This window comes from Zymomonas mobilis subsp. mobilis ATCC 10988, assembly GCF_000175255.2.
GTDB lineage: Bacteria > Pseudomonadota > Alphaproteobacteria > Sphingomonadales > Sphingomonadaceae > Zymomonas > Zymomonas mobilis.
This window is the reverse complement of sequence record NC_017262.1, coordinates 1,613,140-1,627,876: the sequence shown is the minus strand read 5'-3', so window position 1 is coordinate 1,627,876 and position 14,737 is coordinate 1,613,140. Positions and strand designations below refer to the sequence as shown.

The 14,737-nt window shown below is 46.0% G+C and carries 15 protein-coding genes; 4 read left to right on the top strand and 11 right to left on the bottom strand.

What is annotated here, in order from left to right:
* Window positions 1–29: 29 nt before the first annotated feature.
* Window positions 30–353 (bottom strand): ATP-dependent Clp protease adapter ClpS, encoded by a 324-nt coding sequence (gene clpS, locus ZMOB_RS07350; protein WP_011241472.1) that lies wholly within the window; start codon window positions 351–353, stop codon window positions 30–32.
* Between the two features lie 338 nt (window positions 354–691).
* Here clpS and ZMOB_RS07345 point away from each other — a divergent pair, with 338 nt between their 5' ends.
* The gene (locus ZMOB_RS07345) at window positions 692–1,903 is read left to right on the top strand and encodes an LL-diaminopimelate aminotransferase (protein ID WP_011241473.1); all 1,212 of its coding nucleotides are present in this window, start codon (window positions 692–694) and stop codon (window positions 1,901–1,903) included.
* 3 nt (window positions 1,904–1,906) lie between these two features.
* On the opposite strand, the gene ZMOB_RS07340 is transcribed toward ZMOB_RS07345, so the two are convergent.
* Window positions 1,907–2,392: a beta/alpha barrel domain-containing protein gene (locus tag ZMOB_RS07340; RefSeq protein WP_014501051.1), complete on the bottom strand. Its 486-nt coding sequence runs from the start codon at window positions 2,390–2,392 to the stop codon at window positions 1,907–1,909.
* Between the two features lie 197 nt (window positions 2,393–2,589).
* On the opposite strand from ZMOB_RS07340, the gene ZMOB_RS09925 reads away from it, so the two are divergent.
* Window positions 2,590–3,353, top strand: a protein-coding gene (locus ZMOB_RS09925) for an IS5 family transposase (protein WP_099045773.1) whose coding sequence is annotated in 2 segments (ribosomal slippage) — window positions 2,590–2,923 and window positions 2,923–3,353 — 765 coding nt in all. Because the reading frame shifts where the segments join, the coding sequence is not laid out codon by codon here.
* 9 nt (window positions 3,354–3,362) lie between these two features.
* Here the strand turns inward: ZMOB_RS09925 and ZMOB_RS07330 are convergent.
* From ZMOB_RS07330 to ZMOB_RS07320, 3 genes are all read right to left on the bottom strand, one after another.
* Window positions 3,363–3,707 (bottom strand): DUF2794 domain-containing protein, encoded by a 345-nt coding sequence (locus ZMOB_RS07330; protein WP_011241475.1) that lies wholly within the window; start codon window positions 3,705–3,707, stop codon window positions 3,363–3,365.
* Window positions 3,704–4,477 (bottom strand): serine O-acetyltransferase EpsC, encoded by a 774-nt coding sequence (gene epsC, locus ZMOB_RS07325; protein WP_014501050.1) that lies wholly within the window; start codon window positions 4,475–4,477, stop codon window positions 3,704–3,706. The genes ZMOB_RS07330 and epsC overlap by 4 nt, the downstream gene beginning before the upstream one ends.
* A 344-nt stretch (window positions 4,478–4,821) precedes the next feature.
* On the bottom strand, window positions 4,822–5,364 hold the full coding sequence (locus ZMOB_RS07320) for a peroxiredoxin (protein ID WP_011241477.1): 543 nt from the start codon (window positions 5,362–5,364) through the stop codon (window positions 4,822–4,824).
* Between the two features lie 191 nt (window positions 5,365–5,555).
* On the opposite strand from ZMOB_RS07320, the gene ZMOB_RS07315 reads away from it, so the two are divergent.
* Together ZMOB_RS07315 and ZMOB_RS07310 are read left to right on the top strand one after the other, a co-directional pair.
* Window positions 5,556–6,497, top strand: a complete 942-nt coding sequence (locus ZMOB_RS07315) for a LysR substrate-binding domain-containing protein (RefSeq protein ID WP_014501049.1) — start codon at window positions 5,556–5,558, stop codon at window positions 6,495–6,497.
* A 353-nt stretch (window positions 6,498–6,850) separates the two neighbouring features.
* Window positions 6,851–8,038 carry a hypothetical protein gene (locus tag ZMOB_RS07310; protein WP_014501048.1) on the top strand — a complete coding sequence of 396 codons (1,188 nt, stop codon included), beginning with the start codon at window positions 6,851–6,853 and terminating at the stop codon, window positions 8,036–8,038.
* A gap of 10 nt (window positions 8,039–8,048) precedes the next feature.
* Here the strand turns inward: ZMOB_RS07310 and ZMOB_RS07305 are convergent, their stop codons facing one another.
* From ZMOB_RS07305 to ZMOB_RS07280, 6 genes are all read right to left on the bottom strand, one after another.
* Window positions 8,049–9,134 carry a glycosyltransferase gene (locus ZMOB_RS07305; protein ID WP_014501047.1) on the bottom strand — a complete coding sequence of 362 codons (1,086 nt, stop codon included), beginning with the start codon at window positions 9,132–9,134 and terminating at the stop codon, window positions 8,049–8,051.
* A gap of 255 nt (window positions 9,135–9,389) precedes the next feature.
* Window positions 9,390–10,190, bottom strand: a complete 801-nt coding sequence (locus ZMOB_RS07300; RefSeq protein ID WP_011241481.1) for a LytR/AlgR family response regulator transcription factor — start codon at window positions 10,188–10,190, stop codon at window positions 9,390–9,392.
* 1 nt (window position 10,191) lies between these two features.
* Window positions 10,192–11,430, bottom strand: a complete 1,239-nt coding sequence (locus ZMOB_RS07295; protein ID WP_014501046.1) for a sensor histidine kinase — start codon at window positions 11,428–11,430, stop codon at window positions 10,192–10,194.
* Window positions 11,431–11,574: 144 nt separating this feature from the next.
* Entirely contained in the window at window positions 11,575–11,847 is a 273-nt protein-coding gene (locus ZMOB_RS07290; protein ID WP_011241483.1) for a DUF3297 family protein, read from the bottom strand.
* A 52-nt stretch (window positions 11,848–11,899) separates the two neighbouring features.
* Entirely contained in the window at window positions 11,900–13,708 is a 1,809-nt protein-coding gene (gene lepA / locus ZMOB_RS07285; RefSeq protein ID WP_011241484.1) for a translation elongation factor 4, read from the bottom strand.
* A 105-nt stretch (window positions 13,709–13,813) separates the two neighbouring features.
* Entirely contained in the window at window positions 13,814–14,722 is a 909-nt protein-coding gene (locus ZMOB_RS07280) for a metallophosphoesterase (RefSeq protein WP_014501045.1), read from the bottom strand.
* Window positions 14,723–14,737: the final 15 nt, after the last annotated feature.

Sequence of the window (14,737 nt, the reverse complement as noted above, 5' to 3'; positions counted from 1 at the left end):
CTGTCGCTCTTGCCTGCCAGAAAACAAGGTTAGGCTTTTTCTAAAGTGCATTGCAACGGATGTTGATGCTGACGGGCAAAATCAACAACCTGATTGACCTTTGTTTCTGCTACTTCATAGGTAAAGACGCCACAGATACCGACCCCGCGCTGATGCACCTGCAACATGACTTTGGTAGCATCTTCAATACCCATACGGAAAAAACGCTGAAGACAAAGCACCACAAATTCCATGGGCGTATAGTCGTCATTCAACATTAAAACCTTGTAGGGTTGCGGTTTTTTTGTCTGGGGCGTGGTGCGGGTAATGACTGTAACATCACTATCCTTGTCAAAATCCTTGTCGCCGCTCATAAAACCCCCGGATTATCATTTTCCAATAGATTGGATGGCGCGCCAGAACTCTGGTTATCAAAAAGAGATGACCGCCAATTTTGGATTTAAAAATTTTGTCAATGATATGACACTGCTCTTTATCATAAACAAGATAACCGAGCGCGGATTATTCATAAAAAACGATAAAAAATATCTTGGAAAAGCCTTTTGATAATATAAAATTTTCAAGCAGTTTTTTTTTAAAATCTCTAATAGCATCTTACTATCTTTCCGAGAAAATCCTATAGTCGTGCTCCCCGAATAAAAGCGTATTTAAAACAAAGAACCCATTATTCTTATTCGGCCAAGGAGTTAAAATGTCCGAGCCATTCTACCGTATCCGTCGCTTGCCCCCTTATGTGATCGCTGAAGTCAACGCGATGCGGGCCGCGGCACGAGCGGCAGGAGAGGATATTATTGATCTTGGTATGGGCAATCCGGATCAACCACCCCCCTCCCATGTTATTGATAAATTGGCAGAAGTTGCCAATAAACCGGATGCCCATGGCTATTCTGCATCACGCGGCATCCCGGGCTTAAGAAAAGCACAGGCAGCTTATTATCAGCGTCGTTTCGGTGTTGACGTTGACCCCGAAAGTGAAGTCGTTGTCACTTTGGGATCGAAAGAAGGACTAGCCAATCTGGCGCAGGCAATTACTGCACCGGGTGATGTCATTTTGGCACCGAACCCCAGCTATCCGATTCATATGTTCGGTTTTATTATTGCGGGTGCAACGATTCGCTCTATTCCGACAACGCCGGATGAAAATTTCTTTAAAGACCTTGAGCGCGCTATCAATTTCACGGTTCCCAAACCAAGCGCCATGGTTATCGGTTATCCGTCGAATCCAACGGCCGAAGTCGCCGATCTTGCTTTCTACGAACGCGTGGTTGATTTCGCTCGTCGGCATAACATCTGGGTTTTATCGGATCTTGCCTATTCTGAAATCTATTTTGATGGCAATCCTCCGCCTTCAATTCTTCAGATTCCGGGTGCAAAAGATGTTGCGGTTGAATTCACCTCTTTATCCAAAACCTATTCTATGGCGGGATGGCGTATTGGCTTTGCAGTCGGTAATAAAAAGCTGATCGCTGCCCTCACCCGCGTCAAAAGCTATCTTGATTATGGCGCTTTTACGCCAATTCAGGCAGCCGCGGTTGCGGCCATCAATGGCCCTCAAGACATCATTGAAAAGAATCGCGAACTCTACAAAAGACGGCGCGATGTCATGGTCGAAAGTTTTACGCGGGTCGGTTGGCCGATCCCAGCGCCCAAGGCTTCGATGTTTGCTTGGGCACCGCTTCCAAAAGAATTAGCGCATTTGGGCAGCTTAGAATTTTCTAAACAGTTGCTCACCCACGCAAAAGTCGCTGTTGCTCCGGGTGTCGGCTATGGTGAAAAGGGTGAAGGCTATGTCCGCTTGGCCTTTGTCGAAAACGAACATCGTATTCGTCAAGCTGCCCGTAACATTAAACGCTATTTTACGTCGCTGGGTATTCAAGGCAATGATAGCATTGCCGCTGAATAAGGCCTAACTCCAGCAATATTGGGTAATGCGGAAAAGCTGACGGTTATTCTGCATTACCCATTTTTTTGGCTTGTTGCCTTCAAAGCTCACTGAAGTCGTGCCAGAAGATAGTTTCTTGATGAAGCTATCATGGGGTTTAAAGACCAACGTCATCTTCCCTTTTTCATCTGGAATAAGGGTATAATTTTCAGAAAAACCGCGAGCAGTAATATGCAAAGCGGAATCAGAATAACCATTAAAGGTCAAGACCAGACGCTGTGCGGCTTTATCGCATTTTACCGTAATAGATGAAGCATCATGCGTATTCACAAAATCCGCTTGGGATTCCTGAATATGTTGCCAGTGGCCATAGATAGAATATTTCTGATGAAAAGCCGAAGCCTGCGCTAACAAACCTACAGGAATGGCCAATAATAAAGGCAAAATATAGAGTGTATGAGACCGCCCTTTGGTAGACAGATGAAAACCGGAATCGGTATTTTCTAACACTACAGCCTTTTCCCTAGCAGTTATTCCTATCTCTGTTCATGCAGCAGAAAGGAAATAGACACAAGAAAAAGCTCGAATTTTTAATAAAATTTTAACAAATACAAATCAGGATTAGGTCTTACTAGGCTCAGGACCTGTTAATTTCTTGAGTTGAGCGGGCTGTTGTGATTCACAGGTTTACCGATGGAGGTGAAGCTGTGAGTGACGTGTTTTTGCTGTCTGAGCACCAGATGGAACGGATTAAGCCGTTTTTTCCACTGGCGCATGGTGTGCCGCGTGTCGATGACCGTCGTGTCCTGAGCGGGATCGTTTACGTGATCCGCAACGGCCTTCAGTGGAAAGACGCCCCGAAAGCGTATGGCCCGCACAAGACTTTATACAACCGGTTTATCCGGTGGAGCCGCCTGGGTGTCTTTGACCGGATCTTCGTCGCCCTGACGGAGCAGGCAGGCCGTTCAAAGCGTCTGATGATCGATGCAACACATCTGAAAGCACACCGGACAGCGGCCTCCCTGCTCAAAAAGGGGCTTTTCCCCGCCATATCGGACGCACGAAAGGCGGACTGAACTCAAAGCTTCACGCTGTATGCGATAGTCAGGGCCGCCCTGTCCGGCTGCATCTGACCGCAGGTCAGGTCAGTGACTTCAAAGGCGCGGATGTTCTGCTGGCAAATCTGCCGGAAGAAACACAAGAAATTCTCGGGGACCGGGGATACGACAGTAATAAAATCAGACAGTCTCTCGCAGACCGGAATATCACCGCCTGTATTCCGCCGAAGAAGAACCGGAAATCAAAGCCGCCTTACGACTGGCATCTGTATAAAAAGCGTCACCTCATCGAAAATATGTTCGCAAAGCTCAAAGACTGGCGGCGTGTCGCAACACGATACGACCGGTGCGCTCACACATTCATGTCAGCAATCCATATCGCAGCAAGTTTCATCTTCTATCTCAAAGAATGAGTCCTGAGCCTAGTCAGCAATCAACTTGATTAAACGCCGCTCAATTGGAGCAAGAATATTGACCAATTCATGCGACCGTTTCAAAATTTGACCGCCCTCACCATAAAGAATCCACATACCTTGTTTTAGTCGAAGCGCAGGTTGTTTTTCGACCCGATATTCCGGTCGTTCTGCGGTGCGGCGAAAGGCAGAGAAACTGGCCTTTGTCGTCTCAAAACTGAGAGCATAATCACGCCAATGCCCTGCCGCCACCATACGCCCATAGAGATCCATCAATCGCAAAATTTCAGGTCGGGTAAAACCCACCTGAACCGCATAACGCGGCATAGGTGCAATGGGCGTAATACTGCTCATTCCGCGGAAGAGCCTTTACCGTCTTTTTTATCAAGACGAATCTGATCAGGATTAACCATCGGCAGATTTTTATCGGAATTTTCAGATAAGCCCGCTTTTTGAGACATCATAAAACTGGCAATTTTCTCTTTTAAAGCATCTATTTCTGTATGAAGGGCTTGAAGATCCTGAAGATTAGGATCCTGACAATCGTCACAGGGCGTCCCATAAGGCACAAATTCGGTTTTCGGTTTTTCGACTTTCGAGGCGGCGGCATCTTCATGAATAGAGCGTGCCGGTATTCCTACCATAACGGCATTCTTTTCAACATCACGCGTCACCACCGCATTGGCACCGACACGCGCATTTTCACCGATTTCGATAGGCCCCAATATTTGAGCGCCAGACCCAACGATAACACCATCACAAAGAGTCGGATGGCGTTTTCCACCGATACCATTGGAAGGGTCAGTACCGCCAAGGGTCGAGCATTGGTAAAGTGTCACATTGTCGCCAATGCAGGCAGTTTCACCGATCACGACGAAACCATGATCAACAAAGAAATTGCGGCCTATTTTGGCACCCGGATGAATATCGATACTGGTTAGAAAACGGCTAAAATGATTCACAATCCGAGCCAGAAAATACAATTCGCCTTGATAGAGCCAATGAGCCAAACGATGCAGCACCAAAGCCCAAACACCCGGATAAAGCAGGATTTCCCAACGCGAGCGTGGCGCAGGGTCACGCATTTTAATGGATTCAAGATAAGAAACAAAAGAATTGAACATAAACCGGCTTCTCTTTGAAAAGAGAGATGTTCGACAAGGCTTCTTTTATATTGCGCCTTTCCTATAATCGAAAATAGCTCTTTTCATAAAAATTTGATCCATCGGAGAAATGGAAAAAATATCAACTCCCCCATATGCCTGCTTGCTGGGTATAAAAGTGGCAGCAAGAAGCAGGAATGGTTTTAGAAAAAAAATCTATCTTTGACTATAAAAAACGAAAAATTTTATTCTAAAAAGCGAGAAACACCTATTTCTTTGCAAATCCATTGTCATCTAAAGCCCACAAAAAAAGCAGCCCGAGATGATCGAGCTGCTTTTCGTAAAAGTGAGAATAGAATTCAGGCTTAGGCTTTAGGATCAAGCACTTCTTCGCCTTTATGCCAGTTGCAAGGGCAAAGGTCATCGGTCTGCAAAGCATCCAGAACGCGCAAGGCTTCTGCCGGATTACGGCCAACATTCAAAGAGTTGACCGTCACATGCTGAATGACATTGTTCGGATCAACAATGAAGGTTGCGCGATAGGCAACGCCTGCTTCTTCATTCACAATACCCAAAGCAGAGGCCAGCTTTTTGGAATTATCTGCAATCCACGGGAAGTCAGCATTCTCCAAACGTTCGTCAGATTTCCGCCAAGCGTAATGGACGAAAGCGGTATCACAAGAACCACCGATCAGAACGGCATCGCGCAAAGACAGGTCTTCTTTGATATCGTTATAGCCCACAATTTCGGTCGGGCAGACAAAAGTGAAATCCATCGGCCAAAAAAAGACGACCTTCCACTTGCCATTTGTTTCGCCAAGGTCAATAGTTTCACCATTCGGCAAGGCAGATACACCCTGCTGAACAGGTAATTTCAAAGCGGGAAATTTATCACCAACAGTAAGCATTATGAATACTCCCATATTTTAAAATATGATTGATATTAGCTATATTGTTACAATCTTAAAGCTATTCAATCAAACACACAGTCACAAGCTATCGTAAGGTCATATTTGTTTTACAACTGATACTATAAATAACAGTTGCTCTTCTGTGATCAAATTGATTATGAAGCTTGCATTGATCGAGAGGGACAATCATGACAACTTACCTCCCTACGCTCAAACAACTGCAGTATCTGGTCTCCCTCAAGGATCACGGACATTTCGGACGGGCAGCCGATGCCTGTTTCGTGACCCAGTCAACCTTGTCGGCAGGACTGCGTGAGCTTGAGTCTCTGATTGGAGTTACGCTGGTCGAAAGAACACGCCGCGTAGTCCGTTTTACTCCGCTGGGATTACGTATCTCGGAAAAAGCACAACGTGTGCTTCGCGAAGCTGAAGAATTAAGCGATATGGCGCGGGCTGCCGGAAAACCACTTTGTGGTGAACTGCGGATGGGCGTTATTCCGACCATTGCCCCCTTCCTGTTGCCGCGTATCCTGCCCGATTTAAGAGCGGAATGGCCAGAGTTGAAACTCTTCCTTCGGGAAGAAACAACAAACGCCGCTTGCGATTCTCTTCATCGTGGTCATGTTGATTGCGTTTTGTTGGCTTTACCCTATCATTGTGGGGATATTGCCTCGGTTGATCTGTTCGAAGATCGGCTTTATGTGGCCTTCCCTCAAGGGGAACAAGCCCATCTGCCTGATGTTATTACACCAGATCAGATCGACGAAAAACGGCTGTTGTTATTGGAAGACGGCCATTGCCTGAAAGATCATGCCCTTGCGGCCTGCAACCGTCCCGAATTACGGGCAGAAGCGACCATGATGGGTACCTCTTTGCACACGCTGGTGCAGATGGTTGATAATGGTCTTGGGATTACCCTGCTTCCGAAAATGGCGATAGATGCTGGCTTGCTGGATAACACCCATATTGATGCACGGCCATTAGCGTCTCAATATCCTTCCAGAACAATTTCTTTGGTATGGCGTAAAGGTAGTCCTTGCGAGAAAGAATTCCACTTACTCGCAGAAACACTGACCAATATTTATCAGAAAAAATTTAAACCTCTGGAAGCCGCTAGCGGCGCAGCCTAATTTCTCTTTTCTTTTTTAAGTAATAAGAAGCCGGATATCTCTATTTTAATAGATATGTCCGGTTTTTTATTATCTATTTTCTGCCAACAACAATTAAAATAGATTATCTATATTTTAAAAATATATAAAAAATACATAATATATTTATATTATATAAATTTATTTATATTTTTAAAATTTTATACTTTTTGTCATAAAATAGGCTTTTTTCTCTTTTACATAGCAATGACATAAGAAGAATAGCAAAATGGATAAACAGTCGCGATCAGCAAAGATTTGATAACATTCAATTTTTTAGATGATCCGAACAAAATCTTTATGCGGAACTCCTGTTTTTAGGGATGACTTAAAGCATGGCCTCTGAATCGATTAAAGTTGCATTTTTATTTAATCACGATCAGGCACATCAAATTGCTCATGCACTACCGACGGCCATAGCTCTTATGGAGCTAGCGCCCAATCTCGATATTGTTATTGCAACAACCAATGATATCATCACCAAAGAAATCAGACGGCTTGCTGAAAAGCTCCATAAACCGGATATCAACATTGTTGAGTTAAAAACGGTCAGCCCGATGACAAGACTGGCGGCATATACATTTGAAAAATTCCTGCCTGTTAAAAAATTGGGTATCTATAAGGATAATCTCGATTTTTTTCGGTCATTGGATATTTTAGTTGTTTCAGAAAAAACATCGCTTATTCTCAAAAGCCGCTACCATCTCGATCATCTAAAAATTATCCACACCCGCCATGGCGCAGGCGACAGAGCCGTCGGTTTTGATAAGATGAGTGCTTTATTCGACCATGTTTTGGTCTCAGGCTCCAAAATCAGAGATCGCCTTATCAAAGACGCTGCGGTTAATCCCGATAAAATTTCTATTATTGGCTATCCCAAATTTAGTCTTTTACCCGAAAAGCCGCGTCTTTTACCGATGCAAGCCAATGGTCGTCCTACAGTCTTATATAACCCCCACCCTGCTCCGCATCTTTCTTCATGGTATGAGGATGGCCGTAAAATTCTGGATTATTTCTATAAAAGTGACCGCTATAATCTGATTTTTGCACCGCATGTCATGCTGTTTCATCGCCCTTTTGTTCTGACGATTGATCAGTTACGGCTCAAAAAACCGGGAAAGATTGCTCAAAAATACTGGGATGCGCCGAATATCCATATTGATCTTGGAAGCGCGGCTTCCAATGATATGACCTATACAATGGCGGCGGACATTTATCTCGGTGATGTTTCTAGCCAGATTTACGAATTCCTCTATTACCCGCGTCCCAGCCTTTTCATGAACAGCCATAATGTCGAATGGCAAAATGATCCTAATTACCTTCATTGGAAAACGGGAGATGTATTGTCTGATATAGACAATCTTGATCAGGCTTTAGCCAAAAGTGGTCAGCGCCATATGGATATCTATAAGCCGGTGCAAGAAGCCTTGTTCAATCAAAGCTTTGATCTTTCTGACGAAAAGTCAGAGAAAAGAGCAGCTCAAGCCATTTTAAAAATCGTTGATGAGATCAAACGCGGCTGAAATCAGCAATTCAGCTAGATTTTGTAAAAGCGGCGAGAATCTCAAGACCTGTTTTTTCAAATTGATCAGGATTCAAAACCGACAAAAGTCTTTGACGGCCAGCCATGCCCATAGAAGATAGTTTTTCAGGCCGCGCTAAGGCCTGAAGAAAAGCCTGTTCCAAAGCAGCCTTGTCAGCAGGCGGCACAAGAAAACCACTCTTATGATCTTCTACAGAATGAGCTATTTCCCCAACTGAAGAAGCAATCACAGGTAAAGCAGCTTGAATCGCTTCATGGACGGCGACACAAAAACCTTCCCAATAGGAAGGCTGAACATAAAGATGGAGCTTTGCCAAAAAGGCCGAAGGGTTATCAACATAACCGACCAAGCGCACCGTCTCTTGTAAACCAGCCTCTTCAATCATGGCCAATAATTTGGCTTCGTCTTGCCCTTCCCCACCAATATCCACGGTAAAAGGAATCTGACTCTTGGCCTTTACTGTTTTTAAGGTTTCGATCAGAAGATCATAGCCCTTGCAAGGATGAAGCCGTCCTAAACTGCCAATTCGCAATATCTCACCAGATTGCCATGCCTTGGCTAACGGTGCTTCAGGATTGGCGCGGAAAATCGGCCAGCAGAAAAGCCTTTCTTTCGGAATGTTGAGTTTCTCTCCGGTGAGCTTTGTGACTTGTTGAGAATCGCCAATCCAAAAGGCAGATCGACGCTGAAAACGACGTAGCAGAAAGGCATTTATCTTTTTAAGACGGGCGGAATGCTGCCAGCTGATAACGGGTAAATGGTAATGTTGCCCGACCATTTGACCCAATAATGTCGCACGGGTGAGCGAAGTCCAAATATGGGTCGCGCCCCAGGATTCAATCTGCTTTTTAAGCCAGAAATAGGCGGATATATGGTCTTTTTCGCCCCCTTCGCGAATGACCACATCGAAGCCGGCTTGTTGGATAGGGGCTACAGCCTTTCCATTGCGGCGGGTCAGGGCAAAAATACGGATTTCTGCACCCCCTTTTTGGAGGGTTTCAGCGATAGAAGGCACAGGTAACGCTGCCCCCCCACCTTCGACTGAATTGATGATATAGGCGATTTTCAAAGGCATAATTCGATATCTGACCGCAAAGACAGGGAAGATCAAAGCAGATTGTAATCTGATAGAATGATTTTGTCTGTTTTATCTCCAGCCGCAAATAAACGGCTTAATCAAGGGATGATATTGTCCCGAGGTGATACGCTTTATTTTTGGCCTATTTCTAAGAATAAGACAGAAAAATTGCCCTTTAAGCCCGAAGCTGTCAGATAAGGCTAGCCTATTGAACAGCCTGAAAAGCGTGACAATAATATGCGTTGATACTGTCTAGTAAACGAAACGGGCAACGACTTCGCGATAACTACGGCTTACTTTGACTTCGGCACCGGATTGGAGAATCAGGAAACATTCGCCATTAGTATGGGGACGGACTTGTCGCACCAGATCAAGATTAACGATGGTCGAACGATGCACCCGCTGGAAACGACGAGGATCAAGGCGACGTTCGAGGTCTTTCATTGTTTCTCGTAGAATCAGCGTGTTATCGCCGGTATTGATGCACATATAATCACCGGCGGCATCAATGCGTTCGATGGTATCGACATCCACTCGAAAGATCTGTCCCCGATCCTTGATATTGATAATTTTTTCGTAACGGCTGGCAGTCGGTGAGCTATTGATTTCCGACAGATTTTCAGCCGCATCAGGGGCGACTTCGGCAAGGACTTCTTTCAGTCTTTTGGCTTCATCCGCGGCACGGCGTGTTTTTAAGCGTCCCCTGACCCGCTCCAAGGTATCGGCCAAACGATCGGTTTCAACCGGCTTCATCAGATAATCGACCGCATTGGCTTCAAAAGCCCGCAAGGCATGGTCGATATAGGCGGTTACAAAGACAACCAAAGGCGGTTCGACTTCCATAATGCCTTGCAACACCGAAAAACCGTCAAAACCCGGCATCTGGATATCCAAAAAGACCAAATCAGGTTTGTGGGTTTTAATCGCCCGAATAGCCTCCCGCCCATTAAGACATGTTTCGATGATCTGAATATCAGGATATTCTTCCAACCTAAGCTGTAAGCCTTGGATGGCAAGTGGTTCATCATCAACAATAATGGTGCGAATAGCCATATTACGTCCTGACTGCTTTATCTTCCGTCTGGTAAGGTATTTCTATAACGACAGCGAAACCACCTTCTGGCCTGTTAAAGGTCTGAAAGCTTTGATCTGTTCCGTATGTCTGAAAAAGCCTGTCCCTAATATTAGGGAGACCAACACCTGTTGAAGCTGACATAGTGTGTTTTTTCGGGTTTACTATCGGCTTTGGGGTATCGGGTTCCAGATTTTCATGCGGTATAAGGGCGGTATTGCTCTTATCCGGCTGTATGGGGGATGAATCTTCTGCTTCGATAATAATTTCTTCCAGCGAATCTTCTTCTTCGACCGCACCGGGGCCGCTATCCACAACATCTATTCGGACATGGCCATTTTCAAAACGCGCCGTTACCGAAATATCTGCCCCGTTTTCACAAGGTGTCACCGCATATTTGATGGCATTTTCGATCAAAGGTTGCAGCAATAAAGACGGCAAGCGCACATGCGCAACCGCAGGATCAATCTCGAAATGTGGCCGAAGACGATCTTCAAACCGCATCTTTTCGATTTCAAGATAGAGTTTAAGAGTTTCAACCTCTTGTTCCAGCGTCACCATCGCTGTGGGTTCATTTGCCAAAGTATAGCGCAAGAAAGAAGATAATCGGGAAAGCATCGCATTCGCACGACTGGTCTGTTTCAAAAGCACCAAGGTCGAAATGGAATTCAAGGTATTAAATAGGAAATGGGGGTTAAGCTGGTAACGCAGCATCGCAAGCTGAGCAGCGGAAGCCTGTGCCTCGATACGATGAATCCGCCCCATATGCTTTTCAAGCATCAGATAATAATTGATGCCATAATAAAGCGCCGACCATGCAATCAGAAGCGCGAAATCAAGCAGGATAGCGCCCAAAAATTCAATACCGACGGGCATCGAAACCGATCGGTAAAAGGTCGCATGCGCCCAGACTTCAATCATCGAAAAGATTGCCGAAGCCATAACCAGAATAAAGATCGAAATGCTCCATGTCACCAAGGGTTTGGCATGGATCAATCGACGATAGGCAACTGACATCAATAAGGTAATGGAATAGCCGGTAACGGTCGCAAGTGCCGTTGGCACAATATAGAGCAGCCCCATCGAATTGGCGAGGCCGCCCAAAGCCCTTAAAACAAAATATCCCGTCCAGCCGACAGATTGCAGCATCCAAAAGGCACGATTTTTGTCTTCAAAAAAAGGTTGAGAACGCAAATCGACAAGCGGGAAACCGGCGAACATCAGCTTATGGCTCCTGAATGCAAGCGGTTATCCGTATAGATTTTATACGGATAGGATGCCCAATCAAAAGAGCGTCCTCGTCATGACAGGCCAGAAAAAGCCGCTTGTCAAAATGCGTCTTAAACGTTGTCTTTTTCCTTATTCTTAGGCCTGACTATCGTCAGCTTCGGCCTGCTGACCGGCATCCTGATAGAAGGCTTCGACTTCGCCTTTTAATTTAATCGTCATCGGACGGCCGAAACGGTCACGGCTCCGACCGGCGGCGACACGAACCCAGCCTTCGGACATGGAATATTCTTCAACATCCGTCCGTTCCTGTCCTTTGAAACGGATACCAACACCGCGTCTTAAAGCATCGGCATTGAACCATTCACTGTCAGGAAAAACAGAAAGATGATCGGGAGGCGTATCGGTCATAGATTAGATTCCTTGCATTGAACTTTGAACAGAGAGAAAGGCCATAACAGAATTAACTGTCATCACCCATGCGTAAAGCGGCGATAAAGGCTTCTTGCGGGATATCAACACTACCATATTGCCGCATCCGCTTTTTACCTTCTTTCTGCTTTTCCAGAAGTTTCTTTTTACGAGAGATATCGCCCCCGTAACATTTGGCGGTAACATCTTTTCGCATGGCGCCAATGGTTTCACGGGCAATGACTTTGCCGCCAATGGCCGCCTGAATCGGGATTTTAAACAGATGGCGCGGGATAAGATCTTTCATCCGTTGGCACATCTGGCGACCACGCCCTTCGGCTGCATGACGGTGCACAATCATCGAAAGGGCATCCACCACTTCGCCATTGACCATAATCGTCATTTTGACGAGATCACCCTCACGATAACCGATCTGATGATAGTCAAAGCTGGCATAGCCACGGCTGATTGATTTTAAACGGTCATAGAAGTCAAAAACCACTTCGTTCAGCGGCAATTCGTAAAGCAGCTGCACCCGTCCGCCGACATAGGTCATATCTTTCTGGATACCGCGCCGATCCTGACACAGTTTCAGAACCGCCCCCAGATACTGATCGGGAACGTAAATTGTCGCTTCAATCCAAGGTTCGTCAATGGAATCGATGCGGGTAACATCCGGCATATCCGCAGGGTTGTGAAGGTCAATCGAGCCTTCCCCATGGGTCATGTTCAAATGATAGACAACGGAGGGTGCGGTCGTGATAAGATCAAGATCATATTCGCGTGACAAGCGTTCTTGAATAATTTCAAGATGAAGCAAGCCCAGAAAACCACAACGAAAACCAAAACCCAAAGCCGCCGAATTTTCAGCCTCGAAAGAGAAGGAGGCATCATTCAACCGCAATTTTCCGAGGGATTCTTTTAACTTGTCGAAATCGGCAGCATCCACCGGAAACAGCCCGCAGAAGACCACCGGTTGGACTTGCTTAAAGCCCGGTAACGGGGTCGAAGTCGGATTTTTGGCATCGGTGATAGTATCACCAACGGCGGTCTGGCTGACCTCTTTGATTTGCGCGGTGATAAAGCCGATTTCACCCGGCCCCAGACTATCCAATATTTCAATTTTAGGACGGAAACAGCCAACCCGATCAATCAGATGGGTTGTTCCCGCCTGCATAAAGCGGATTTGCTGACCTTTTTTCAAAGAGCCATCAATGATCCGAACCAAAATAACCACGCCCAGATAAGGATCATACCAGCTATCAACCAGCATTGCCTTTAAAGGGGCATTAATATCGCCTTTGGGTGCCGGAATCCGTTTTACCAAGGCTTCCAGAATATCATCAATCCCGATACCGGATTTTGCCGAGGCCAGAACGGCATCATCAGCAGGCAAGCCGATGATTTCTTCTATTTCCTGCTTTACCTTTTCAGGTTCAGCGGCGGGCAAATCAATTTTATTGATGACCGGCACAATTTCGTGATCATATTCGATCGACTGATAGACATTGGCCAAAGTCTGCGCTTCAACGCCTTGCGACGCATCCACCACCAACAAAGCCCCTTCACAGGCGGCAAGAGAACGACTGACCTCATAAGCAAAATCGACATGGCCGGGCGTGTCCATCAAATTCAGGACATATTTTTGCCCATCCTTGGCGGTGTAATCAAGCCGCACTGTTTGCGCCTTGATCGTGATGCCCCTTTCCTTCTCGATATCCATGTTATCGAGCACTTGTTCAGACATTTCACGAGCGGTCAGGCCGCCAGTTGTCTGAATCAAACGATCGGCTAATGTTGATTTACCGTGATCAATATGTGCAATAATCGAAAAATTGCGGATATGGTCGAGTGGAGTCACAGATTACCCATCAGGTGAGAGCCAAAAAGAAAGTTAGCCTTTATCGTATTTTCAGCCGGAATAAAATCTTCCTCTTGCCGCTTGGCAGGAAAAGCAAGGCTATCCTCAAAAAGCCTTGAGAATAAAGGGCAAACGCCCTTCTTTTAAAGAATTTGCCCCGATAACGCCCGCTTGTCCAGAGGCTAACAGCCAACGCGACCGCCCTTCAAGACCAACAGCCGTCAACCGCCCCGAAGAAGTATAAGCACCCGTATCAATACCAATACGGTTGGGACGAATTTCCGGTTCTGATCTCATACTATGGCCATGAACGACCACAACGCCATGATCGCGTTCGTCTTTTAAAAATTCGCCTCGGATACGGCGGAGATCATCGCTTTTCTGTTTTTCTACTGCGATGCCTGGCTTGATACCAGCATGGGCAAAGAAATAGTCACCGAATTGCAAGCTATCGGGCAAGGCAAATAAAAATTCAAAATGAGCAGGCGGAATCTTGGCACGCCATGACATCAGCAATTTATCAGCAAATTCCAAGGTTACATGCTTGGATTTAAGCTGGACGGCCGCGTTATCTATCTCGTCTGCTGGAATACCATAGCTTATCATTGTTTCCCGCCCACCATAACGGGAAAGCCAATCCGCCAATTTTTCCGGTGAGACTTTCCGCGGGGCAGCCGAGAAAATTTCGATCATAGCGGTTTCATGATTACCGCCGACAAAATGCCAATGGAATCCCGAAGGTTCAGGGTGAAGGAAGAAGTCAATCATCCCTTTGGAATCCATACCGCGATCAATATAATCACCGAGAAGGACGATATGCGTGCCTTCCCGTCCAGCCAAGCCGCGCAAACTGTTATCTTCGATGATTTGCCGGAGCAGGATATCAAAGCGGTCTTTCCGACCATGGATATCCCCGATCGCATAAAGACGCATACCTGCCGGTAAGCTGGGTGCATGACCGCCCGCGATCATTTCGCCCATAATATCAATATTATCCTGCCCCCTTTTAGGCATGCGCCTCTCCTCAGT

Coding starts and splice junctions, on each gene's coding strand:
- clpS (WP_011241472.1), bottom strand. CDS start 353: ATGAGCGGCGACAAGGATTTTGACAAGGATAGTGATGTTACAGTCATT.
- ZMOB_RS07295 (WP_014501046.1), bottom strand. CDS start 11,430: ATGTTCGCCGGTTTCCCGCTTGTCGATTTGCGTTCTCAACCTTTTTTT.
- ZMOB_RS07305 (WP_014501047.1), bottom strand. CDS start 9,134: ATGCCTTTGAAAATCGCCTATATCATCAATTCAGTCGAAGGTGGGGGG.
- ZMOB_RS07320 (WP_011241477.1), bottom strand. CDS start 5,364: ATGCTTACTGTTGGTGATAAATTTCCCGCTTTGAAATTACCTGTTCAG.
- epsC (WP_014501050.1), bottom strand. CDS start 4,477: ATGTTCAATTCTTTTGTTTCTTATCTTGAATCCATTAAAATGCGTGAC.
- ZMOB_RS07280 (WP_014501045.1), bottom strand. CDS start 14,722: ATGCCTAAAAGGGGGCAGGATAATATTGATATTATGGGCGAAATGATC.
- ZMOB_RS07310 (WP_014501048.1), top strand. CDS start 6,851: ATGGCCTCTGAATCGATTAAAGTTGCATTTTTATTTAATCACGATCAG.
- ZMOB_RS07300 (WP_011241481.1), bottom strand. CDS start 10,190: ATGGCTATTCGCACCATTATTGTTGATGATGAACCACTTGCCATCCAA.
- ZMOB_RS07315 (WP_014501049.1), top strand. CDS start 5,556: ATGACAACTTACCTCCCTACGCTCAAACAACTGCAGTATCTGGTCTCC.
- ZMOB_RS07330 (WP_011241475.1), bottom strand. CDS start 3,707: ATGAGCAGTATTACGCCCATTGCACCTATGCCGCGTTATGCGGTTCAG.
- ZMOB_RS07345 (WP_011241473.1), top strand. CDS start 692: ATGTCCGAGCCATTCTACCGTATCCGTCGCTTGCCCCCTTATGTGATC.
- ZMOB_RS07290 (WP_011241483.1), bottom strand. CDS start 11,847: ATGACCGATACGCCTCCCGATCATCTTTCTGTTTTTCCTGACAGTGAA.